This is a genomic window from Sedimenticola selenatireducens DSM 17993, from assembly GCF_000428045.1.
Taxonomy (GTDB): domain Bacteria; phylum Pseudomonadota; class Gammaproteobacteria; order Chromatiales; family Chromatiaceae; genus Sedimenticola; species Sedimenticola selenatireducens.
This window is the reverse complement of record NZ_ATZE01000034.1, coordinates 1-23,332: the sequence shown is the minus strand read 5'-3', so window position 1 is coordinate 23,332 and position 23,332 is coordinate 1. Positions and strand designations below refer to the sequence as shown.

Annotated in this window: 27 protein-coding genes; 20 read left to right on the top strand and 7 right to left on the bottom strand. The window is 52.2% G+C overall.

The genetic code is table 11. The annotated features are described in order from the left end of the window. The first annotated feature begins 209 nt into the window (after positions 1-209). The 4 genes from A3GO_RS0118350 (at position 210) to A3GO_RS0118335 (ending at position 4,786) form a co-directional block, all read left to right on the top strand. Entirely contained in the window at positions 210-1,631 is a 1,422-nt protein-coding gene (locus A3GO_RS0118350; protein WP_029134647.1) for an aminotransferase-like domain-containing protein, read from the top strand. Then, positions 1,628-2,254, top strand: coding sequence for an NUDIX hydrolase (locus A3GO_RS24490; protein WP_051302617.1), 627 nt, complete (start codon positions 1,628-1,630; stop codon positions 2,252-2,254). The genes A3GO_RS0118350 and A3GO_RS24490 overlap by 4 nt, the downstream gene beginning before the upstream one ends. Before the next feature lie 157 nt (positions 2,255-2,411). Next, a complete protein-coding gene (locus A3GO_RS0118340; protein WP_029134646.1) occupies positions 2,412-3,860 on the top strand; it encodes an adenylate/guanylate cyclase domain-containing protein in 1,449 nt (482 codons plus the stop codon). Further along, positions 3,857-4,786, top strand: a complete 930-nt coding sequence (locus A3GO_RS0118335) for a tetratricopeptide repeat protein (RefSeq protein WP_029134645.1) — start codon at positions 3,857-3,859, stop codon at positions 4,784-4,786. The genes A3GO_RS0118340 and A3GO_RS0118335 overlap by 4 nt, the downstream gene beginning before the upstream one ends. A gap of 16 nt (positions 4,787-4,802) precedes the next feature. Here the strand turns inward: A3GO_RS0118335 and A3GO_RS0118330 are convergent, their stop codons facing one another. Both A3GO_RS0118330 and A3GO_RS0118325 read right to left on the bottom strand, forming a co-directional pair. Next, positions 4,803-5,777: a PDC sensor domain-containing protein gene (locus A3GO_RS0118330; RefSeq protein ID WP_029134644.1), complete on the bottom strand. Its 975-nt coding sequence runs from the start codon at positions 5,775-5,777 to the stop codon at positions 4,803-4,805. A 40-nt stretch (positions 5,778-5,817) separates the two neighbouring features. Then, entirely contained in the window at positions 5,818-6,429 is a 612-nt protein-coding gene (locus A3GO_RS0118325) for a Maf family protein (protein ID WP_051302615.1), read from the bottom strand. Positions 6,430-6,799: 370 nt separating this feature from the next. Here A3GO_RS0118325 and A3GO_RS0118320 point away from each other — a divergent pair, with 370 nt between their 5' ends. The 16 genes from A3GO_RS0118320 to A3GO_RS0118245 all read left to right on the top strand — a co-directional run bounded on the left by A3GO_RS0118320 (position 6,800) and on the right by A3GO_RS0118245 (position 20,435). After that, positions 6,800-7,045, top strand: coding sequence for an OadG family protein (locus A3GO_RS0118320; RefSeq protein WP_051302612.1), 246 nt, complete (start codon positions 6,800-6,802; stop codon positions 7,043-7,045). 71 nt (positions 7,046-7,116) lie between these two features. Next, the gene (oadA, locus tag A3GO_RS0118315) at positions 7,117-8,895 is read left to right on the top strand and encodes a sodium-extruding oxaloacetate decarboxylase subunit alpha (protein WP_029134641.1); all 1,779 of its coding nucleotides are present in this window, start codon (positions 7,117-7,119) and stop codon (positions 8,893-8,895) included. Between the two features lies 1 nt (position 8,896). Next, positions 8,897-10,030, top strand: a complete 1,134-nt coding sequence (locus tag A3GO_RS0118310) for a sodium ion-translocating decarboxylase subunit beta (RefSeq protein ID WP_029134640.1) — start codon at positions 8,897-8,899, stop codon at positions 10,028-10,030. A 147-nt stretch (positions 10,031-10,177) separates the two neighbouring features. Beyond that, positions 10,178-10,714 (top strand): YceD family protein, encoded by a 537-nt coding sequence (locus A3GO_RS0118305; RefSeq protein WP_029134639.1) that lies wholly within the window; start codon positions 10,178-10,180, stop codon positions 10,712-10,714. Positions 10,715-10,754: 40 nt separating this feature from the next. Beyond that, the gene (gene rpmF / locus A3GO_RS0118300; RefSeq protein ID WP_029134638.1) at positions 10,755-10,934 is read left to right on the top strand and encodes a 50S ribosomal protein L32; all 180 of its coding nucleotides are present in this window, start codon (positions 10,755-10,757) and stop codon (positions 10,932-10,934) included. 108 nt (positions 10,935-11,042) lie between these two features. Next, the gene (plsX, locus tag A3GO_RS0118295; protein ID WP_029134637.1) at positions 11,043-12,068 is read left to right on the top strand and encodes a phosphate acyltransferase PlsX; all 1,026 of its coding nucleotides are present in this window, start codon (positions 11,043-11,045) and stop codon (positions 12,066-12,068) included. After that, a complete protein-coding gene (locus tag A3GO_RS0118290; protein WP_029134636.1) occupies positions 12,065-13,033 on the top strand; it encodes a beta-ketoacyl-ACP synthase III in 969 nt (322 codons plus the stop codon). The genes plsX and A3GO_RS0118290 overlap by 4 nt, the downstream gene beginning before the upstream one ends. A 28-nt stretch (positions 13,034-13,061) precedes the next feature. Then, positions 13,062-13,802 carry a 3-oxoacyl-ACP reductase FabG gene (gene fabG / locus A3GO_RS0118285; RefSeq protein WP_029134635.1) on the top strand — a complete coding sequence of 247 codons (741 nt, stop codon included), beginning with the start codon at positions 13,062-13,064 and terminating at the stop codon, positions 13,800-13,802. Positions 13,803-13,996: 194 nt separating this feature from the next. Beyond that, positions 13,997-14,230, top strand: coding sequence for an acyl carrier protein (gene acpP / locus A3GO_RS0118280; protein ID WP_029134634.1), 234 nt, complete (start codon positions 13,997-13,999; stop codon positions 14,228-14,230). A gap of 99 nt (positions 14,231-14,329) precedes the next feature. Further along, positions 14,330-15,574 (top strand): beta-ketoacyl-ACP synthase II, encoded by a 1,245-nt coding sequence (gene fabF, locus A3GO_RS0118275; protein ID WP_029134633.1) that lies wholly within the window; start codon positions 14,330-14,332, stop codon positions 15,572-15,574. A 154-nt stretch (positions 15,575-15,728) separates the two neighbouring features. Beyond that, the gene (gene pabC / locus A3GO_RS0118270) at positions 15,729-16,547 is read left to right on the top strand and encodes an aminodeoxychorismate lyase (protein ID WP_029134632.1); all 819 of its coding nucleotides are present in this window, start codon (positions 15,729-15,731) and stop codon (positions 16,545-16,547) included. A 47-nt stretch (positions 16,548-16,594) separates the two neighbouring features. Then, on the top strand, positions 16,595-17,593 hold the full coding sequence (gene mltG, locus A3GO_RS0118265; RefSeq protein ID WP_029134631.1) for an endolytic transglycosylase MltG: 999 nt from the start codon (positions 16,595-16,597) through the stop codon (positions 17,591-17,593). A 6-nt stretch (positions 17,594-17,599) separates the two neighbouring features. Beyond that, positions 17,600-18,244 carry a dTMP kinase gene (gene tmk, locus A3GO_RS0118260; RefSeq protein WP_029134630.1) on the top strand — a complete coding sequence of 215 codons (645 nt, stop codon included), beginning with the start codon at positions 17,600-17,602 and terminating at the stop codon, positions 18,242-18,244. Continuing rightward, positions 18,237-19,250: a DNA polymerase III subunit delta' gene (locus tag A3GO_RS0118255; RefSeq protein ID WP_051302609.1), complete on the top strand. Its 1,014-nt coding sequence runs from the start codon at positions 18,237-18,239 to the stop codon at positions 19,248-19,250. Before tmk ends, A3GO_RS0118255 begins: the two co-directional genes overlap by 8 nt. A gap of 7 nt (positions 19,251-19,257) precedes the next feature. Further along, positions 19,258-19,617 carry a PilZ domain-containing protein gene (locus tag A3GO_RS0118250; protein ID WP_029134628.1) on the top strand — a complete coding sequence of 120 codons (360 nt, stop codon included), beginning with the start codon at positions 19,258-19,260 and terminating at the stop codon, positions 19,615-19,617. 44 nt (positions 19,618-19,661) lie between these two features. Continuing rightward, positions 19,662-20,435: a TatD family hydrolase gene (locus tag A3GO_RS0118245; RefSeq protein ID WP_029134627.1), complete on the top strand. Its 774-nt coding sequence runs from the start codon at positions 19,662-19,664 to the stop codon at positions 20,433-20,435. 26 nt (positions 20,436-20,461) lie between these two features. Here A3GO_RS0118245 and A3GO_RS0118240 read toward each other — a convergent pair whose 3' ends face one another. The 5 genes from A3GO_RS0118240 to A3GO_RS24485 form a co-directional block, all read right to left on the bottom strand. Next, positions 20,462-20,863, bottom strand: coding sequence for an acyl-CoA thioesterase (locus A3GO_RS0118240; protein WP_029134626.1), 402 nt, complete (start codon positions 20,861-20,863; stop codon positions 20,462-20,464). A gap of 85 nt (positions 20,864-20,948) precedes the next feature. Further along, positions 20,949-22,088: an aminotransferase class V-fold PLP-dependent enzyme gene (locus A3GO_RS0118235; RefSeq protein ID WP_037375961.1), complete on the bottom strand. Its 1,140-nt coding sequence runs from the start codon at positions 22,086-22,088 to the stop codon at positions 20,949-20,951. Between the two features lie 203 nt (positions 22,089-22,291). Further along, the gene (locus A3GO_RS0118230; protein WP_029134624.1) at positions 22,292-22,654 is read right to left on the bottom strand and encodes an HVO_A0114 family putative DNA-binding protein; all 363 of its coding nucleotides are present in this window, start codon (positions 22,652-22,654) and stop codon (positions 22,292-22,294) included. Next, the gene (locus tag A3GO_RS0118225; RefSeq protein ID WP_029134623.1) at positions 22,647-22,955 is read right to left on the bottom strand and encodes a toxin-antitoxin system TumE family protein; all 309 of its coding nucleotides are present in this window, start codon (positions 22,953-22,955) and stop codon (positions 22,647-22,649) included. Before A3GO_RS0118225 ends, A3GO_RS0118230 begins: the two co-directional genes overlap by 8 nt. 198 nt (positions 22,956-23,153) lie before the next feature. Further along, positions 23,154-23,332: transposase (locus tag A3GO_RS24485; protein ID WP_037375955.1), on the bottom strand; the 179-nt coding region annotated here is incomplete at its 5' end.

Below are 23,332 nucleotides of genomic sequence, written 5' to 3'. Positions count from 1 at the left end.
CTTCGAGGGGCTCAAGGAGCCGTCAGGCTCCGTAATACAGGCCGCTTCGAGTGGCTCACAGATAAAGCCCCCGGCTTTGCCGGGGGATACTTACTTTATGCGTTACTCTGTGACCGTTACAGATTCACAATATAAATATCTATTGCATTACAGTTTTCCAATTTATCCATCTGTGAGGCATCCTTCGAGGCCTATCTGTACTGGTTAATATGAAAAAATACGAACAAGTTGCCCAAACTCTGAGTGAACAGATAGCGGGTGGAATCTATAAAATGGGCGATCGCTTACCCTCGGTCCGCCATCTGAGCGGGCAGTTGGGCGTGAGTATATCCACGGTTCAGGAGGCCTATCTTCTGCTGGAACAGCGCGGTCTCACCGAGGTACGGCCAAAATCGGGGCATTTTGTCACCCGGCAACAGCAGCGGTTGCTCGATTTGCCGTCTACCCAGGCCTACTCGGCACACCCCAAGGAGACCAGTACCTGGGCCAAGGTGTTCCATGTGCTCTATCAGACGGAAACCGCCGATGCCCTCTATCTGGGCCGGGCGGTACCTAACCTGTCACTTGGCACCCTGAAGCCACTGCAGCGATCACTTGCCTCTCTGACACGACGCGGCGAACTGCGTGGCCTCTCTTACGACTATATTTTTGGTTGTGATGAGCTGCGTAAACAGATCACCCGCCTTGCCGTTGACTCCGGCTGCAATCTATCTTCCGATGAGGTCATCATAACTTCGGGTTGTCAGGAGGCGCTGGCCAGCAGTCTGCGTGCACTGACGCAACCGGGAGATACTGTGATTGTCGACTCTCCCAGCTTTTACGGTTCGCTCCAGGCGATAGAAGCGTGTGGCCTGAAAGTTTTGGAGCTGCCGACGCACCCGGAGCAGGGGATCAGTCTGGATGCAATGGAGTTGGCGCTGGAGCAGTGGCCGGTAAAGGCCTGTCTGATTACCCCCACGTTTAATAATCCGCTGGGATACACCATGCCGGATGAGCGCAAGGCGCGGCTGGTAGAGTTGTTGGCACGCTTCGATACGCCGCTGATTGAAGATGATATCTATGGGGATCTGGCCTACGACACCCCCAGGCCGCGCACCCTGAAGTCTTTTGACAAGGAGGGGCGGGTGATACTCTGCTCATCCTTCTCGAAATCTCTGGCACCTGGCCTGCGCGTTGGCTGGGTGGCGCCAGGCCGCTACGCCAGCCGCGTCATGCATATGAAATATATATCGAGTATGAGTTCGGCTACACTGCCCCAGTTGGCGGTGGCTGATTTCATCTCACGTGGCGGGTATGACCGCCATTTGAAAAAGGTTCGATCCGTGTATAAACGTGGTCGGGATTATCTGCTGGAGTGGGTTACCCGCTATTTTCCTGAAGGTACCCGCGCCTCCAATCCCCGGGGAGGATATCTGCTTTGGGTGGAACTGCCGGAAACGGTCAACTCAATGGCATTGACTACCGCCGCTATGGAACAGGGTATAGGGGTGGCGCCAGGCGAGCTGTTTTCCAGCACCGGAAAATATACCCACCATATTCGAATTAATTATGCGGATTGTCCAACTGCTAAAATGGAGAAGGGTGTAAAAATGTTGGGTGAGATAGCAGCAACCATGGATCAATCGGCATGAATCGATTTGAGCTCGATTGCACCATTATCTCCAGGATACTTGCAGACAGAGGACACCAGGTTCCTGAACCGGTGGAGTATCCTGAGGGATATTTTTCCGCACCTCCGGAACCCGCATCGGTGCTGATACCGCTGTTCAGGGATATTGACGGGTGGCGGGTTCTCTATATCCGGAGATCCGAGCACGAAGCTGACCGTCACAGTGGGCAGGTTGCCTTTCCGGGGGGAAAGCTTGATGCGGTTGATCGTGATGCCCACGATGCCGCCCTGCGTGAGGCCCAGGAAGAGATTGGCCTGGACCCGGAACATGTATCCATACTTGGTAATTTAAAATCCTATCGCACTATCAGTAACTACCTGGTAACTCCGGTAGTGGCGGAAATCAACTGGCCTGTTCCGCTGGTATTGGACAGCCGTGAAGTAAGCCGGGTTTTTAGTATTCCGGTTACCTGGCTGGCAGACCCGGCAAATCATCAGATTAGCAGGCGCGCGTTGAACAATGCCGATGCCAGCGTGCAAGTGATTCACTTTCAGCGTTATGAAGGTGAGTTGTTGTGGGGAATAACCGCCAAATTGACCGTTAGTCTGCTGAATCTTATTGGACTACTGGATGCCAGGCGCTAGAAACCTGCCGGGCGGGGCCATTTCCGACCGAGGGCGTTAAATTCGCCCGGTTTCCAAGATTGGATTGTCGGAAAATGCGTCTCTATCAAGCTCCTCCATACATGCTAACATTGCCCTCCTGACTAAAAGTGGCTTCTCCGCGCGCCGACGCTCATACATGAAAAACCTGACCCGTAGGTTTGAGAACTCATCACTTCCACTTGCCCTCAAGTGGTCGGTTATTATCGCCTGTTTTGTTTCTCTGGTGATGGGCCTGCTCGGCTGGTTTTTAATTAATCAACAGACCGCCACCTACCGCCAGCAGAATGAAGTTCTGGGCGGAGTCGTGGTTGACCAACTGGCTTTTGCTGCCGGTGAGCCACTCCTGGCCGGTGATGACCTCAGTCTGCAAGTGCTGGTCAGGCAGCAGGAGAAAAACTCCCTGATTATCGGCATGCAGGTGTTTGATCTCAAGGGGGCACTGAAGGCAAGCGCCGGCGTCTCGCCAATCGGCGATATTCTGTTCCTGCTTGGGCGGGACGACGGTCTGCGCCAGCTACCCTGGCGCACACCTTATGTAAATGCCGTCTCTTTTTTCAGTAGTATCAAGTTTAAGGATGTCGTCGCCGGGTACGCGGTGGTGAGTATTGATCAGGGTCCACTGGAGCGGCAACTCAATGCGCTGACCGGCGCACTGATAACCACCACTATCGGTTTGATAGTACTAGGGGCATTACTGGCATTCCCCTTGTCCCACAAACTATGTCAGCCGATTTATCAATTGGTGAAAGTGGGAGAGGCCATTGATAGCGGCGATACCCGAATGCCGATCACCATAGGGCGGAAAGATGAGATAGGCCGGGTCCTTGGTGCCTTCCAGCACATGGCAGAGGGCATGGAAAAAAAACGGGAAGTGGAACAGGCGTTTTCACGCTTTCTTTCTCCCACCATCGCTCATCAGGTGTTGAACCAGCCCGAAGGTAGTGAGTTAGGCGGCATTACCAAAGATGGTAGTGTACTGTTCTGCGATGTGGTTGGTTTTACTGAATTGTCGGAATATCTGTCGCCACAGGAAGTGGGGGCATTACTGAACCAGTACTTCAGCTACTTTTCCATTGCGGCAGACAGCTGCAATGGAACGGTGGATAAGTTTATCGGCGACTGTGTCATGATCCTTTTTGGGGTGCCGGAGTCGGATGCTTCCCATGCACTGCACGCGGTTACCTGTGGCGTGCTGATTCAGGAGATCGCTACCCGCATCAATCACCAGCGCTATAAAAAGGGATTGCCCCTGGTGCAGTTCAAAATTGGTATCAACAGCGGTCAGATGTTGGCTGGAAACCTGGGGAGCGTCGAGCGGATGCAGTACACGGTGGTGGGGGATACGGTCAATCTTACTGCGCGCATCTGCGATATATGTGCGCCGGATCAGATTCTGGTTACTGAGGCTACCCTGGCACAGCCGGGCGTCAAATCCTTGATCAAGAGTGTTCCCCAAAATACCGTAAAAGTTAAGGGGCGTCGCCAATCCGTAAAGACTTATCTTATTGATAGTGAATCATTTATCTCCGAGTCCATGTTTCAGGAAAGCCTCGACAAAATACTGCCCATGGAGGAGGTTCCGTGAAAATTCTGCCGATTCTGCTGCTCGTCGTCCTGCTCGCGGGTTGCAGTGCCATTACCACAACAGTCTCGCCAGTGACGAAGGCAACCTCTCCTTCGGTACTGGTCAAACAGGCGGAAACACTATACAAGCAGGAGCAGTGGCATAAGGCAGTAGCCCTTCTGGATGCAGGGGTTAACCAGTTTCCGGAAGAGCGGCGGATGGTTGAGTTGAGATCGGAAATAATTCGTGACTGGGAGATGCGGAAACGCAATAAGGAAGACTGGATTCTTGTCTATGAGACACTGTCGTTGAAGGAGAAGATCCCCTATCTGGAGGATCTGGCGACAATTGACCCAGAGAATTTAATTACCAAATCTCGCCTGCTTTTTTGGAAAAACCTGCTTGAATCCAAAGTTACCGGCTTGATTGCCTGCGGTTCAGTGCATCTGCATCTTGATCAAGCGCTTGCCGAAGAGTGCGCAACTCTGGCGGAAAAGATTAAACCGACCGAGGAGAGTGCGCATCTGCTCAAGAAAATCAAACAGTCCCATGCCGCGCAAAAACGCACGGAACGCTCTGAACAGGCTGTTCGGGAGAAACAAAACACAGCACAACAACGTGAGCATCTGATGAAACTTGCAAGGGCGCAGCTGTCTGATGATGCTATTCCTGATGCGATTGCCTCTCTTAACCGGCTGCTGGAGCTGGTACCGGATGACGCGGAAGGCCGTGCCTTGCTGGATCAGGTTATTCAATTACGCGATGAAAAGGTGACACGCCTGATTGCATTCGGCGATGCGCTTTATCGTGAAGAGCAGATAGAACAGGCGGTTTCCGTGTGGGAATCGGCAGAAAAACTCGATATGGGCCGACAGGATGTGGCCGCCCGGATTGATCGCGCCATGAAAGTGCTGGAACGGCTGCGGGAAATTCAGAAACAGCCCTAGTTCTAAGCCTGCTTCCTCACGCATCCACCGCCGGTCGATTGGTTGAACTGATATCACCTGACCAGAAGGCATTTCGCGGGTTCAGGAAGTCGCTCCAGGGGATGTAATGCGAACCATCGCATGAGAAATTCAGGCCGACCAGACCGTTGAAGATATTGATGGATCCAGAGCGTAAATAAACGGTTTCATCTGCCAAGCGTAACTTGGTGAATCCATCCAGTATCGATTTGATTTTATCCTGTGGTAAAACCGCACCGGACGGGTAAGGGTGCAGGGGATAGGCGAGGCAGATATCCGGGTCTATCAGCTCCTCCACTTCCAGCATCCGGTAACGGTAGGGATCATCCACCAGCCAAAGGGTTGCCCGGCTACTGGAAAAGTGAAGCTTTCCGTGGAATACCCCCCGCTGGGCAATCAGTTCTTCCATAATGGCCATTACTTCGTCGATATGGCTGTCCAGGACACTTTTAACCCTCGTTTGCTGAAACAGCAGGCCGCGAATCGAGGGGTCGCCCTTCATTTGTCGCCATTGATCCGGCTCGTCATACAACTGCTGGGTCAACGGGAGATTGCGAAGATCAAAATCGGCACCCAGCAGCCCGATGACCTGTCCCTCTCGTCTGACCAGTTGGATTGCCGTGATACTGGGGCGTCCTGAAAGCAGGCTGATATAGGCCTCCGAAAGGTGATAGTCGACGGCCGGATAAATACTATTCAGATAGGGCCGACTGGAACGATCCCGACCGAAATGTTCCGGAAAACGGCCGCTACCGTTGATATTGTCCGATATCTGAATTGCGTCGGTGCCCAGGGCGTAGATATAAGCGCAGTAGGGAAGTTCGGCGACGTGGGTTGCGAGTACTTGGTTAATCGATTCCCGTACGGGCCAGGCATCGCTGCAGGCGTCGGCGATGCGCCCGAGAATGGGACGGATCAGCTTGCCCAGGGCGTGTCGCTGTTTACTGATGCTTTTCTGTATGGGGCTGTTCATTACCGCTGTCAGCTAAAAAAGAAATAAGAAGAAGGCATATTCAAGGAATCTTGATCCCTTCCACATCAAGAAATGCGATAAGCCGGATAAGCGGTAACCCGATCAGGGAATTCGGGTCATCGCCCTCCATGCGGCTGAACAGAGAAATACCCAGTCCCTCGGATTTAAAACTACCGGCGCAGTTGTAAGGAGTCTCCGCATCCAGATAACGTTCTATCTGCTGTTTATCAAGTTTGCGAAAATGGACGTGGAATAATTCACAGCTTGCCTGTACCCCCCCCGTTGCCGCGTTATAGAGGCATAGGCCGGTGTAAAAAGTCACCCGTTTGCCCGACGCCAATGAAAGCTGTCTGATGGCATTGTCACGATTTCCCGGTTTTCCCAGTATCTGGTGGTCAATACAGGCCACTTGATCCGATCCAATCACCAGAGAATCCGGATGCCGTTTCGCAACGGCTGCGGCCTTCGCTTTGGCAAGTCGAATCACTAACTGCTCAGGGGTTTCCTGCGCCAGGCGCTGTTCATCGACCTCTGGTGCGTCGACGTCGAAGTCGATGCCCAGTTTTTCCAACAGGGCGCATCGAAAAGGGGAGGTCGAACCAAGAATAATTCCTGGGTTGGTTGATTTGTGTGTGGAAATGTTGCCGTTCATGGGGAGGGGTGAGCGCTCATTCGAGTAAATACTGATTTGCTAATGCTATCAAATAACCGCTTAGCAGGGGAGGAAATGTCCGACTAATGGATGCAAAAAAATTTGCAATGTTGCTGTCATATTGCAATGTCTTGACATTTTTAAAACCTATAGATACATTGAGAAAAAGCATTGGTTTTATCAATACATAACATCCATGTAGGATATACATATTTATTATCAATGAGTTATAAATCCACACGTATCGCATAGACTTGACAAGATAGCCCCGCATCCCATAGAAATGCTGACCGTTTTAAGTCTTTGCTAATATTGAACCGTCATGCTGTAACTCAACGGATTGAGAGGGCGGGACGAAGGGGTCGAAAAAATGCACGTATCCGATCTGCTGGTTGAGGGAGTGAATCTCATGCTGTTAGGCATGGGAAGTGTGTTTCTCTTTTTAACCGTTCTGGTACTTGCGATGAGCGGGGTGTCAAGACTGGTTGCCCCCTTTGCAACTGATGACACCTATCCGAATCCGCACCGCCAGCCTGTATCAACGCCGACCGAAGAACACAAGGAGACCATTGCGGTGATCTCCGCGGCAATCAGCCGTTATCGAAATAAACCATAAAACAGCGGTCTTAAATACCGTGCGGCAAGGCCGCTTCTTTACGCATCACTGTCTAGTTAAGCGAAACTCCTATGACCAATAACACTAAACTCGGCATTACCGAAGTCGTTCTGCGCGACGCTCATCAATCACTCTTCGCCACTCGTTTGCGGATTGAGGATATGTTGCCGATCGCGGCCAAACTGGATCAGGTCGGCTTTTGGTCACTGGAAACCTGGGGGGGCGCCACTTTCGACTCCTGCATTCGCTTTCTGGGTGAAGACCCCTGGGAGCGGCTGCGCCTGCTGAAACAGGCAATGCCGAACACTCCGCAACAGATGTTGTTCAGAGCGCAGAATATCCTCGGCTACCGGCACTATGCGGATGACGTGGTTGAGCGTTTTGTTGAGCGGGCTGCTGCCAATGGCATGGACATTTTCCGCATTTTTGATGCCATGAATGATCTGCGTAACCTGGAAACCGCTGTCAAGGCGACGCTGAAGGCGGGTAAACATGCGCAAGGTACCATCTCCTATACCGTAAGCCCAGTGCACGATACCGCTTACTGGCTGGACATGGCCAAGGGCCTGGAGGATATGGGGGCTAATTCCATCTGTATTAAAGATATGGCTGGCCTGCTGAAACCCTATGTCGCTTTCGATCTGATCAGCCAGATCCGCGAGGCTGTCTCAGTACCAATTGCACTGCACTGCCACGCTACAACTGGATTGAGTACCGCTACTATCGTCAAGGCCGCCGAGGCCGGTGTGGATATGGTGGATACCTCAATCTCCTCCATGAGTATGACTTATGGACATTCGCCGACCGAATCGGTGGTATCCATATTAAACGACACGGCGCGGGACAGCGGGCTTGATATCCATCTGCTGGAAGAGATTGCCGCCTACTTCCGCGAGGTTCGCAAGAAGTACGCAAAGTTCGAAGGCTCTCTAAAAGGGGTGGATTCCCGTATCCTGGTTGCCCAGGTACCGGGAGGCATGCTCACCAATATGGAGGGGCAGTTGAAAGAGCAGGGTGCGGCAGACCGGCTCGATGAGGTACTGGAAGAGATTCCCCGGGTTCGCAAGGATCTCGGCTATATCCCCCTGGTCACCCCCACATCACAGATTGTGGGCACCCAGTCGGTACTCAACGTACTCAATGGTGAACGCTATAAAAATATAACCAAGGAGACTGCCGGTGTCCTGAAGGGAGAGTATGGGGCAACGCCGGCGCCCGTGGACAGTGCGCTGCAGTCAAAGGTGCTTGAGGGGGCTGAACCGATCCGCTGTCGACCGGCTGACCTGCTGGAACCCGAAATGGATAAATTGACCCGGGAATTCCAGGCGATCGCTGAGGAGAAGGGTATAACGGTTGCAGAAAACCTGGTTGACGATGTATTGATCTACGCGCTGTTCCCGCAGATCGGTCTCAAATTCCTGGAAAACCGCAATAATCCGGATGCTTTCGAACCGGCACCGCAGACCGTGCAGCAGCAACCCGTGGCGACTCCTGCTCCACCCGCGCCCGTCGCGCAAGGAGCGGAATCTTACACGGTGACGGTCAATGGAAAGTCTTACAGTGTGACGGTTGCGGCCGGGGGCGAGATACAGCAGGTAATCCAGCATCAATCATCGGCTCCGGCACCCGGCACGACCGGAGAAGCGGTGCCGGCACCGCTGGCGGGCAATATCTTCAAGGTCAAGGTAGCGGTAGGCCAGCACATCAATGCGGGTGACGTGATCATGATCATGGAGGCGATGAAGATGGAAACCGAGGTAAGGGCGACTCGTGGCGGGATCGTGGAAAGAGTAGTCGCCAAAGAAGGTGAGGCGGTCCAGGTGGGTGATCCACTTGTGATCCTAAGCTGACATGAGCGGAGCAGAAGCACTCTGGCAATCCATGGGTATTGCCAATATGACCTGGGGCCAGCTATTGATGATGCTGGTGGGATGCCTGTTGATCTATCTGGCGGTTGCCCGGAAATTTGAACCACTACTGCTGTTGCCGATCGGTTTTGGCGCCATTTTGAGTAATATCCCGGAGGCGGGGATCGCCGATGCAGGCGGGCTTTTATACTATATCTATCACATCGGTATCGAAACCGGGGTATTTCCCCTGCTGATTTTCATGGGGGTAGGCGCCTTAACCGATTTCGGTGCGCTGATCGCCATGCCCAGTACACTGTTTCTGGGCGCCGCCGCCCAGTTTGGCATTTTTGCCACCCTAATCGGCGCCTTGACCCTGAATATGATTCCCGGCTTTAATTTCAGTCTGGCTGATGCCTCCGCCATCGCCATCATTGGCGGCGCCGATGGTCCGACTGCCATCTTCCTGGCTTCACGCCTAGCCCCGGATCTGTTGGGTGCGATCGCGGTAGCGGCATACTCCTATATGGCACTGGTGCCGATCATCCAACCCCCTATCATGCGCCTGCTGACCACGGAAAAGGAGCGGAGTATCGTTATGTCCCAGTTACGGCCGGTTGGCCGACTGGAGAAAATACTGTTTCCATTCACTGTCTTATTGCTATGTATCCTCTTTCTGCCCTCTGCCGCCCCTCTGATAGGCATGCTGATGTTCGGCAACATCTTAAAAGAGGTGGGTGTGGTGGACCGGCTGAGCCGTGCCGCCCAGAATGAGATAATCAACATTGTCACGATCTTTCTGGGTCTGGCCGTCGGATCAAAACTGTCGGCGGACAAGTTCCTGACGCTTGACACCCTCGGCATACTGGCGCTGGGTGCCATTGCCTTCTGTATCGGTACCGCAGCGGGGGTTTTGATGGGGAAAGCAATGTGTAAGATTAGCGGAGGTAAGATAAATCCACTGATAGGTGCTGCAGGGGTATCAGCGGTTCCAATGGCTGCACGGGTAGTGAATAAGGTTGGCCTGGAAAGCAATCACCATAATTTCCTGCTCATGCATGCCATGGGGCCGAATGTGGCGGGGGTTATCGGCTCTGCGGTAGCCGCGGGTGTATTGCTGGCAATAGTTGGAAATTGATCAGTCCAGATAACAAAGAATAGTATTCCTGGTGTAATGCCCGTCGTAGGGATGAGCGCGATACTATCCTATTGCCTGCACGCTAACATGGTGAATGCACGTTATTTTTTTGACGTTTCCCGGAACCCGTAATATCATTGCGCGCTTATGTCGTCGCGACTTCCTGAATTCATCGATCCCCGACGCCTTGCGAACCAGGGGGGCGGGTACTCCGGTACGGTGGAACTGGGTGATCTGCCCCGTTTAAGCGGGGCGCTCATGGATACTGGTGGTGTCGCTGAGTTCAATCTGGAGTTCTATAGGGACAACAGGAATCGCGCACGCATTAAAGGACAAATTCAGGCGGATCTGGTACTGGAATGCCAGCGTTGTCTGGGTGCAATGGTATTGCCGGTAAGTGCCGTACTTGATCTGGCCGTTATTCAGGTGCCGGAAGAAGCGGAACGACTACCGGAGTCCTGTGACCCGGTATGGGTCGAAGAGGATACCTTGCGACTGTTGGATCTGGTGGAAGATGAGTTGATACTTGCCATCCCCCAGGTACCAAGACATGAACCTGATGCCTGCAAGGTGGCCGGCGTCAATCCGGTCCAGGGAGAGACAGCGGATCAGGAACAGGAAGATGATGCGTCAGACAAGCCGAATCCATTTGCCGTACTGGCCGGGTTCAAGTCTGATAAATAGTTTAAATTTAATTGCTTATTGTAAATCAGGAGCTTGAACCATGGCGGTCCAGCAGAATAGAAAAACTCCTTCAAAACGTGGTATGCGTCGTTCACATGATGCACTGAAGGGTGAGACCCTCTCCATCGACCCAACCTCCGGTGAGACTCATCTTCGTCATCATGTCTCTCCTGACGGTTTCTACCGCGGCCGCAAGGTTGTCAGCGGTAAGGGCGAATAAACCCTCACACCGTGGGTAGTATGATAGTGGTTCCACACAACCGTCCTTTTGGGACGGTTGTGCTTTTTTGCGCCCGTAAAAGCAGTCTAAATCCCCGAGGAAATGCAGGTGAGTGATCGGATAACCATAGCCCTGGATGCGATGGGGGGTGATTATGGCCCTTCCGTGGTAGTGCCTGCCGCAATTGACTTCTTGAAAAAAGATCGGGATGTTGACCTGATCCTGGTAGGGCGGGAAGAGGCGATAAAAGAACATCTGCAGGGGCGTCGACCGGATAGTCGGCTGCGAATCATTGCCGCTTCCGAAGAGGTCGGCATGGATGAATTGCCGTCCAAGGCCCTGCGTGGAAAAAAAGACTCATCCATGCGCGTGGCCATCAACCTGGTGAAAGAGGGGCAGGCACACGCCTGTGTCAGCGCCGGTAATACCGGCGCTTTGATGGCCATTGCCCGCTTTGTCCTGAAAATGCTTCCCAATGTGGATCGCCCCGCCATCATTACCGCGTTACCGTCCATGACCGGGCACACCTGGGTGCTCGATTTGGGGGCTAATGTTGAAAGCAGTTCAGATCACCTGTTTCAGTTTGCCGTGATGGGCAGTGAACTTGTTGCTTCGGTCGACGAAGATATCCCCAATCCACGCATAGGGCTGCTGAATATAGGGCAGGAAGAGATCAAGGGAAATGATCAGGTGAAGCGGGCCGATGAACTGTTGAGTAACAGTTCGCTCAATTATATTGGATATATTGAAGGCGATGGTGTCTATACTGGTGAAGTCGATGTGGTGGTGACCGATGGATTTGTCGGCAACATCGCACTGAAAAGTGCGGAAGGTGTCGCCAAGATGATCGCTCACTACCTGAAAAGCGGCTTTAAACGCAATATATTTACCAAGCTGGCCGGTTTGCTAGCCATGCCGGTGATCAACGGCTTCCGAAAGAAAATCGATCCGCGACGATATAACGGGGCCAGCCTTTTGGGATTGCGTGGAATTGTGATCAAAAGTCATGGCGGAGCCGATGTGCTGGCCTTCAATCATGCCATCCACATGGCCAAAAAGGCCGTCCATAACAACGTCCCTGAGCGCATCGCCCATGGGGTCGAACGTCAACTTGAAAAAAGGGCAAGCGTGTGACCTATTCCCGCATTATCGGAACAGGCAGTTATCTGCCTGAGAAAGTACTCACCAACGACGACCTGGCAAAAATGGTCGATACATCAGATCAGTGGATCAGGGAACGCACTGGCATACACAAACGTCATATTGCGATCGATGGTGAGACCACTTGTGACCTGGCCGAACATGCGGCGCGAAATGCAATTGCGGCCTCGGGCAAAGATGTCTCGGATATTGACCTGATTGTGGTGGCAACAACCACTCCGGACCAGATATTTCCCAGCACCGCCTGCCTGTTACAGAGTCGTCTGGATATCCATGGTTGCGCCGCCTTTGATGTGCAGGCCGTTTGTACCGGATTTATTTATGCGCTGAGTGTTGCTGATAATTTTATTCGTGCAGGAAACGCCACTTGTGCGCTGGTAATCGGCGCGGAAACCTTTTCGCGTATTCTGGACTGGCAAGACCGTGGTACGTGCATCCTGTTTGGTGACGGTGCCGGAGCGGTCGTCATAGAGAAAAGTGATGAGCCGGGTATTCTCTCCAGCCATTTGCATGCGGATGGTGATTACGCGAATCTGTTACAAGTCCCTGAAGGTGTTTCCAAGGGCTATGACGTGGTCAGGCAAAACGCCGCCTTCGTCGAGATGAAAGGTAACGAGGTGTTCAAGATGGCCGTGAACACACTGGGTCGAATCGTTGATGAAACACTGGATAAGAACGGCATGAAAAAATCTGATGTGGACTGGCTGATACCACATCAGGCCAATATCCGCATTATTCAGGCCACCGCACGTAAACTGCGTATGCCGATGGAACAAGTCGTGGTTACTGTCCATGAACATGGTAATACCTCGGCAGCCTCGGTCCCGCTGGCACTGGATGTCGCGGTTCGGGACGGAAGGATCAAAAAGGGAGAAACCCTGTTGATGGAGGCCTTCGGTGGCGGTTTTACCTGGGGTTCCGTACTGGCAAAGTTTTAACGGATTCGTAACACGGTTGGAGAGAAAGATGCTTGAGAACGAAATTGCGCTGGTAACCGGGGCAAGCAGGGGTATCGGTGCGGCCATCGCCTTGGGACTCGGGGAAAAAGGGGCTACGGTCATTGGAACGGCAACTTCTGAAGCCGGTGCGGCCGCAATTACTGCCCGAATCAATGAGGCCGGTTTCAAAGGGGAGGGGATGGTGCTGAACGTCACCGACCCCGCATCCATTGACAGTGTGCTGAAGGCTATCGCAGAACGTTTCGGTGCCCCCGGCATCCTGATCAACAACGCCGGTATCACGCGGGATAATCTCCTGATGCGGATGAAGGATGATGAGTGGGATACCATTATGGATACCAATCTCACCTCGATATACCGGCTTTCCAAGGCCTGTCTCCGCTCAATGATGAAGGCGCGCAAGGGACGCATTATCAGCATTGGCTCCGTGGTTGGTTCTACCGGAAATGCCGGCCAGACCAATTATGCGGCAGCCAAGGCGGGCATGATCGGTTTCACCAAATCCTTGGCCCGTGAAGTGGGCTCACGTGGCATCACTGTCAACGCAGTTGCGCCCGGTTTTATCGATACCGATATGACCCGGGAGTTACCCGAAGAACAGCATAAAAAACTGCTTTCAGAGATTCCGCTGGCTCGCCTTGGCGCACCAAAAGAGATCGCTAACGCCGTGATTTTCCTCGCTTCATCAGCTGCGGATTACATCACCGGTGAGACTTTGCACGTCAATGGCGGTATGTATATGGGGTAAACCCTAATAATTATCCATTCATTCAACCATCATGGATCGAATGTATCGGATTGTTTTTACAAGTTTTTTTTATCACATCAAAAAACAAGAAATTAAAGGCCAATTTGCTTTGAACTTTTGAGGTTTGATGAATACAATACCCGTCGGTCGTGTGACAAGCCGACCATATTTTTTTACCGGAGGAATTTAAGAACATGAGCTCTGTCGAAGAACGTGTTAGGAAGATAGTTGTTGAACAGCTGGGTGTATCTGAAGATGAGGTGACCCTGGAAGCCTCTTTTGTGGACGATCTGGGTGCAGACTCTCTTGACACTGTCGAGCTGGTCATGCAACTGGAAGAAGAGTTCGGTACTGAAATTCCAGATGAAGACGCTGAAAAAATCACCACTGTTAAGTTGGCAGTTGAGTACATCAACGCACATAGCTGATTCACTCTCACCCGTCTAAATACAAGGCCGCACAGCCGTCAATAGCGACTGGTTGCGGCTTTTTGCTTTATTAAGGTCCCAATAGGGGGTAGATCTCAGATGTCTGAAAGAAGGGTTGTTATAACCGGGTTGGGTATGGTGGCACCGGTTGGACACACAGTTAAAGAGTCCTGGGAGAATATTCTTGCAGGAAAGAGCGGTATTCAGCCGATTACTCATTTCGATATTGAACCTTTCAGCGTCCATTTCGGCGGTCCAATCTATGGATTTGACGTGACCCAGTATGTTCCCAAGAAGGATGTGAGAAAAATGGATAAGTTTATCCATTACGGCATAGCCGCCGGCTCACAGGCCATTGAGGATTCCGGACTGGAGATCAACGATGAGACTGCCCCGCGTATTGGCGTGGCGATCGGTTCCGGTATTGGTGGTATCACCGGTATCGAAAACAGCTACCACGCCTATCTTGATGGCGGACCAAGAAAGATTTCACCGTTCTTCGTTCCCGCGAATATTGTCAACATGGTCGCGGGAAATCTCTCAATTAAATACGGATTGAGAGGTCCCAACTACTCCATTGTATCCGCCTGCAGTACCGGCACGCATAATATTGGTGAGGCGACCCGCCTGATTCGTCATGGCTATGTCGATGCCATGGTGGCTGGTGGCGCGGAGATGGCGACCTCGCCGGTCGGACTGGGCGGTTTTGCCGCTGCCCGTGCACTTTCTACCCGTAACGACGATCCTCAGGGTGCAAGCCGGCCATGGGATCGTGACCGCGATGGTTTCGTGCTCAGTGATGGAGCAGGCGTCATGGTGCTTGAAGAGTATGAAGCGGCCAAGGCCCGCGGTGCCAAAATCTATGCCGAGATCGTCGGTGTGGGCATGAATTCCGATGCCTATCACATGACAGCCCCGTCCGTGGGTGGTGAGGGCGCCAGCGAGTGCATGCTGCTTGCGCTTAAGGACGGTGGAATCAACCTGGAACAGGTGAACTATATCAATGCCCACGGCACCTCGACGCCGGCAGGTGACGTTGCCGAAACGCTTGGTGTGAAGCGAGCATTTGGCGATCACGCCTATAAGCTGGCAGTCAGTTCGACAAAATCCATGACCGGCCACATGCTCGGAGCCGCCGGCAGTGCCGAGGCGGTATTTACCGCGCTGGCTATTCGTGATCAGGTCGCGCCTCCCACCATTAATCTGGAAAACCCGGATCCGGAGTGCGATCTTGACTACGTGCCGAATACCGCCAGAGAAATGAAAATAGACGTGGCCATTTCCAACTCCTTTGGCTTTGGCGGGACCAACGGCACGTTGGTCTTCCGACGTGTTTCCGACTGACCTGCTGTTGGTCGGATTACCACTCCTTGTACAATAAAAAACGCCTACTGCTAGGCGTTTTTTATTGGCGGGGCTTTCAATCAGGGGCGGTTCCAACTATCTTTCCTGTCGATAGTCCCGTGAAACCCAATCAAGACACTCAAGAGGCATACGTTTGTTAATCAACGGCAAAACCGAAACCCAGGTTGAGGCAACTGATCGTGGATTGCAGTTTGGCGACGGATTATTCGAAACCGTCGCCATTAAAAACGGACAGCCCTGTCTCTGGCGACGACACATGGAAAGGCTGCTGAGTGGCTGTTCCCGTTTGGGTATTACACCACCCGACTCCAGCCAATTGTTTGACGAAGTCATCAAGGAACTCGGTGAAGAGCAGCAGGGGGTGATAAAGATTATTATCACCCGTGGGCCAGGTCGGCGAGGTTACCGCCCACAGCCCAATGGTGAGCCTACCCGTATTATCAACTGGAGCAAGGAACCGGTTTTTCCGGAACAGGTTTATCAACGTGGAATAGTGGCGCGGTTATGTGCAACGCGTCTTGGCTGGAATCCGGCATTGGCCGGGCTGAAACATCTCAATCGCCTCGAGCAGGTACTGGCCCGATCCGAGTGGCATGACCCATCAATTCAGGAAGGCCTGATGATGGATGCCGCCGATAGAGTTATTGAGGGAACCAGCTCAAATTTGTTCACCGTTCAGGATGGAAAACTCTATACCCCTGATCTTAGTCGTTGCGGTGTGGCTGGCGTCATGCAGGGTCTGGTGATTGAAGTGGCTGAAGAGCTTAATATTCCACTCATTATTACCGATATTTCACTGCAAGATGTTTGGGTGGCCGATGGCCTCTTCGTTTCCAATTCGCTTATCGGTATCTGGCCGATCCGGGAGCTCTCAGGGCAGGATTTTGCGGTAGATGCAATACCGGGAAAACTGATAGAGACTGTTTTGACACGGGGCTACAGCAATGAATGACCTCTTTTCCTTCTCTAAACAGGCCCAGATCCGGTAAAGTCTTACTGATGTTTTATCGACTACTTGGAATCCTTGTTCTTGGGGGAAGTTTTGCTTTCGCCTGGGTGATGATGTCACTCAATAGCTTCAGTGAGAATCCGATACTGTTGCCCGAGACCGGGATTGCCTACGAGCTTCAGCCAGGCACCTCGCTCTCCGCTGTTGCAAAGGACCTTGAACAACGAGGTTATTTGCAGAGTGCATTCTATTTCCAACTGATGGCCCGACTGGATGGCCAAGCCAGTAACATCAAGGCCGGGGAATACCATCTTCAGGCTGGATTAACGCCTAAATCATTGCTGGCATTGCTGGTTTCAGGGCAAGTCGTGAGTCACACTCTCACCCTGGTGGAGGGATGGAATTTCCAGCAGGTATTGGCGGCCATATCCGGGCATGAAGCCCTGAAAAAGACCCTTGTCGGTCTCTCCGATGAAGAGATCATGGCCAGGCTTGGATCTCCCGACATGCATCCGGAAGGGCGCTTTTTACCCGATACCTACCATTTTCCCAAAGGCACCACCGATCTGGACTTCCTGAAGCGTGCCCAGCGCGCGATGGAACAATTACTGGCGCGAGAATGGGCTGAACGGGAGCCGGATCTGCCACTCACCACACCCTATGAGGCACTGATACTCGCCTCTATTGTGGAAAAAGAGACCGGGCAGGCAGTGGAGCGTCCGGAGATTGCCGGTGTATTCATCCGCCGGCTCAAAAAAGGGATGTTATTGCAAACAGACCCGACGGTAATTTATGGAATGGGGCCGTCATTTGACGGAAATATCAGGCGTAGTGATCTGCGCCAGGATACGCCTTACAATACCTACGTCCACAGAGGCCTGCCGCCGACCCCCATCAGCATGCCGGGAGCAGATGCCCTACATGCCGTATTACACCCGGCCAAGGGCAGTAGCCTCTACTTTGTGGCCAAGGGTAATGGCTGGCACTATTTTTCCGATACGCTGGCTGAACATAACAAGGCCGTAAGAAAATACCAGCTTAAGCGATAGCAACATATGGCAGTCACCAAAGGAAAGTTCGTTACGGTCGAGGGAGGCGAAGGAGCCGGTAAAAGCTCCAATCTGGCCTTTATTCGTGATCTGCTGGAACAATCGGGTCTTGAAGTGGTTTTTACCCGTGAGCCGGGTGGGACCGCCCTGGGCGAGGACATTCGGGATCTTCTGTTGGGTCACAAACATACCGGCATGGCCAGGGACACCGAATTGATGCTGATGTTTGCAGCCAGGGCGGAACATCTGGCGCGGATTATTTTGCCGGCGCTGAATGCGGGTAAATGGGTGCTTTGTGACCGTTTTACCGACGCCTCCTACGCCTATCAGGGAGGAGGGCGTGGCATTGATATGTCACGGATTCAGGCATTGGAGGAGTGGGTGCAGCAGGGACTCAAACCTGATCTGACCCTGTTACTGGATCTGCCGATAGAGACCGGTCTTGATCGTGCGGGACAACGCTCGGAGCCTGATCGTTTCGAGGTGGAACAGCACGCCTTTTTCGAACGGGTCCGTTCAACTTATCTGGAAATAGCCAACCGGGATAACCAGCGTGTCCACATTATTGATGCGGCAGTGCCGCTGGTTCAGGTTCAAGAGCAGATCCGCGCCATCATGAATCAGTTTATACAGGCAGAACTCCATGGATGAGAATCTGTCAGTGGATGTGAAAGATGCCGCTGTGCTGCCTTGGCAGGAGGCTAACTGGGACAGGCTTTCCGCTGCGAAAAAATCGGGACGCATGCCCCATGCGCTCCTGTTGACCGGTGGCGTGGGACTGGGCAAATCCTGGTTTGCCCATCGCCTGGCAGCAGCTCTTCTATGTAACGATCCCCTGGAAGATGGCAGGCCCTGCGGTAGCTGTCAGAGTTGTCGGCTTCTACGTGCAGAGACACATCCGGATTTCACCTGGATACAGCCTGAGGAGCCAGGCAAGGCGATCAAGATCGATACCATCCGGGAGTTTACCCAAAAAGGGGCGCTCACCAGCCGCTCCGGTGGGTTCAAGTTAATCATCGTAGAGCCTGCGGATGCATTGAATACCGCAGCGGCAAACAGCCTGCTGAAGACCCTGGAAGAGCCGGTTGAGCGTACGGTTATCATTCTGGTAACTGCCAATGCCGGCCGACTGCCGGCGACAATTCGCAGCCGTTGTCAGCGCTATCATTTTGCGCCACCGGATGAAGGTACCGCGCTTACCTGGCTAGACAAACAGGTTCAGGATACCGCGAATTCCCGATTACTACTCTCACTGGCCTCGGGCGGCCCCTTGTTGGCGGTTAAATATGCCCGGGATGGCATCCTGGCAGAGCGCGCCAAGATGATTGATGAGCTGGTGGCGATGTTGCAAGGTACGCAGGATCCTATCCCCGTGGCCCAACGCTGGAGCAATCTGGAACAGGATGGCGTCGTCAAATGGTTCAGTGGTTGGGTGATAGACCTGATCCGGGTAAAGATTGCCGCGGAATCTGCCAATATAATTAATGTTGATCAAAGGGAGTGCTTGCAAGCGCTGGCGCGAAAGGTAAACTCTAAAAGACTGTATGCACTGATGGACCGACTGTTTGACGCAAACCGGACACTGGGTGCCCAGCTGAATACACAGATGCAACTGGAAAGCCTGCTGCTGGATTGGGCGGGCATTGGCGTTGAGTGAAATTGGTATGTCTGTAACGAATGCACCAGCGGCTCGACAAGGCATTCTCTCTTTGACCATCAAGGACAAGAATGCCCTGTACGCGGCCTATATGCAGTACGTCAAAAATGGCGGTCTTTTTATTCCTACCAATAAAAAGTACAGCCTGGGCGATGAGGTATTCATGCTGTTGACCCTGATGGAGGAGACAGAGCGCATACCCGTGGCTGGAAAAATTATCTGGATCACACCAGTAGGGGCTGAAGGTAACCGTGCAGCGGGTATCGGCGTCCAGTTCAGCGACCAGGATGGCGGTATGGCCAGAAACAAAATCGAGGGCTATCTTGCCGGCGCCCTTAAATCCGATCGTCCGACGCACACCATGTAGGCTTCCCGCCCGTCCACTTTATTCGATAGATTTAAGAGATCGTAATGCTTGTCGACTCTCACTGTCATCTGGACTGCCTGGATCTGGCGCCTTTTGGCAACAGCTTTGAGAAACTGCTCGAATCCACCCGTGAAGCAGGCGTGGGGCATATGCTCTGTGTTTCGATAGATCTCGAGAACTATTCCTCCATGCTGGCATTGGTCGAAGATCAGCCCGATATCTCTATTTCCGTTGGCGTACATCCGAATGACCGGGATCGCCAGGAACCCAGCCCCGAACAGCTGGCCACACTGGCCCGGCACCGAAAAAATGTCGCCATCGGAGAAACCGGGCTAGACTATTTTCGCAGCGAAGGTGATCTCGAATGGCAAAGAGGGCGTTTCCGGCGCCATATCGCCGCGGCTAAACTGTGCAAAAAGCCGCTGATTATTCATACCCGCGCCGCCAGGGAAGACACCATCGATATCATGCGGGAGGAGGGGGCCTGTGATGTTGGCGGGGTGATGCACTGCTTCACGGAAGATTGGGAGATGGCCAAACAAGCCTTGGACCTTGGCTTCTATATCTCATTTTCCGGGATCATCACCTTTAACAGCGCGGCCGACCTGCGTGACGTGGCGAAGAAAGTACCTGAAGACAGAATCCTGATCGAGACGGATTCACCCTATCTTGCACCAATTCCGCATAGGGGAAAACCCAATGTTCCGGCCTATGTAGGGTATGTGGCAGACAAGATCGCAGCCATCCGCGGACTCACACGAAAACAAGTAGAAACGCTCACAGCAGATAATTTTAATAGATTGTTTTTTACAATTTGAATATATAGTTAGGGTATATATTTAAACTATTTCTTAAGTGTCTTTGGCCGGGAGTTTTCGTCCAGTCCCACGTAAGTAATGGAGGCGAGGGCGACGCGTCCAACAGTGTGAGGATTCCTGTCGCGCTCGGCATAGACTTCAACCTTGACCCTTATTGAAGTATTTCCCATACGCTCCACCTCAGCGTAACAGCTTACCAGGTCACCCACATGGACCGGCTTTTCAAACTGAAAGTCATGCACGGCCACTGTCGCCACTCGGGTATCGGCTACCTGCATGGCGATAATGCTGCCGGCAATATCCACCTGTGACATTAACCAGCCACCGAAGATATGCCCTGAAGGGTTGGTATCTGCTGGCATCGCAAGTACTCTGACGGTTAACTGACGTTCGCCGGGGTTACGCTCTTCTATGGGGTATTTGCTCATAATATGTCTCACGTACTCACTGAAATAATATATCGTGTTATCCGATAGTACATTGTTATTAATAACTTAGTATTTATAGTTAAAGTTATTCATTGTTTATTATTTGATCCAGTATCCGAATCGCGTCATGGAGTTTCTGCTCTCCAGTATAAAAATGAGGTGAGAATCGAATGCCGCCTCCACGGAGTGCACAGATGACATGGCGTCTCATCAATTCCCGGTAAATCTTCTCGTGATCCCCAGCAAGCACCTTAAATGTCACGATTCCAGAGCGCCGCTCCTGGTCAGGAGCGCTGATTAATTCAAGTTGATTGTGTTCAGAAATCAACCGGATCAGCAGATCAGTATTACGCAGAACATTCGTCGATATCGTCTCAAGGCCGATCTCTCTTATGAGTGAGATACTACTGTTAAGTGCATGAATACCCAGCATATTGGGGCTGCCACACTCGAAACGACGGCCACTATCGGCAGGTGTGGTTTCGAGAGTATCGTAATTTCCGGCTGATTCCAGCATATGCCAGCCGAATTGGTTCAGTTCAAGATCTTCCCGGATATGTTTACCCGTATAAAGCAAGGCAACACCTTCCGGCCCAAGCATCCATTTATGGCCATCAGCAACGACAAAGTCTGCCTTGATCTGGTCGAGATCAAAGTCCAGGGCCCCGAGGCTCTGAATAGCGTCAACACAAAATAAGATGTTGTTTTTATTGCAATAATCACCGATGCGCTGCAGATCCATTTTCAATCCTGACGCATATTGAACTGAACTTACGCTAATCAGCCGTGTGTTTTTATCACAAGCCGCAAGCAGGGCGGCTTCAGGTTCCTGGCCACCGGTAGGTTCAATCATTCTGGCCGCTACGCCATAGCGTTCCAGGCTTTGCCAGACAACCCGGTTTGAGGGAAATTCCTGTTTCAGAAAAACCACATTCTGGCCGTTTCGCCACTCAATCCCGTGGGCAATGGTTGACAGTGCCTCAGAGGTGCTTTTTTGAATAGAGATATCATCAGAAGACGGCGCATTGATTAACCAGGCGAGATTTTCACGTAGCTGGCGTTCTGTATCCAGCCACTGCAGATAGTTAGTTGCGCCCAGGCTACTGTTTTCATTGGCAAATTGTTTAACAGCATCTGCCGTACACAAAGGCCAGGGTGACACGGCTGCGTGATTCAGATAGATAAGATCATCATTCAGCCCGAATAGATTTTGCGATATGTTCATTTAGACCGTCATTACCAATTTACGGGGTTTAAAGTGCAGAATAGCGGTCTTTTATATGATAAAGCCAGTCCGGGCGTGTTTTGCTGGGTATTATTGTATTGCGCATAATGTATATTATGTTAAATGATATGTCTGTGAAATTAACATTATTACGGATTAATGGCCCAGCGGTATAGCTAGGGTTTCATGACGACGAAAGCTTGTTATGCCACCAGACTCAAATGGGCATCGATGACATCCCAGGGGGCCTGTAAGGTGCCCGATTCCGTACGCTCCAATAAATCCACCTCTTCCAGTGCTCGGATGTCGCCATGGACATTCTTGTAGTCACGTGCCAGTGTCGTCGCTAGTGCCCGTACACTCATCGGACCTTCTTGGCGGAGGGTTTTCAGCACTTCCAGGCGACGTGGCGTAATCACGGCCAGCAGCATGGAAAGATCCTCAAAGTTCAGGTGAACTTCAGTTTCCGACTGTTCACCCCGTTCTGCCCGCTGCCAGGCGTCCACAAAGCGGTCGAATCCACGATCAGGGGCTTCAGTGCCAATATGGATATGCTGTTTAGTCATCTTGATTACCTCGCAGTTGTTCGATGTCGCCTTTAAAATCAACCATGAGTTGTTGTACGGATACCCAGGAGTAGGCCTCCTCGCGCTCATTCCCCTCGCCATCGCGATAGTGGCGGTGATCACCTTTACCTTGCTCGTTGTCGTATCGCACCAGACACTGGCCGGGTTGACCGTAATAAAGCCGGTATTTCAATCCATGAGGTCGTTCCGCATCGGGTGCTGGTAGCCGCCAGATCACCATTTCACGGATGGCACCATCGCGGTAGACGTACTTGTCCTTGAAAAGTAATTCCGCCTTCATATGGTAAACAATACCATATGGCATTTATCAGTGACAGCGGTGTTCAATTATATCCATGATATGGGATGGGGAGTAGTATATGCGGACGAATTTGGTGAGTAAGTATCCCCCGGCAAAGCCGGGGGCTTTATCTGTGAGCCACTCGAAGCGGCCTGTATTACGGAGCCTGACGGCTCCTTGAGCCCCTCGAAGGGGCCACTACACCAAGTTCAGCTGATCAATCCTGCGATCTTCTGCTTCTTGGTGTCGGATGTAATCCCTGATTACTTTCTCATCCCTGCCCACCGTCGAGGCAAAGTAACCCCTAGCCCAGAAGTGCTGTCCCACATAATTTCTCTTTCGACCTTGATAGGTGCGGGCTATGTGGATTGCACTTT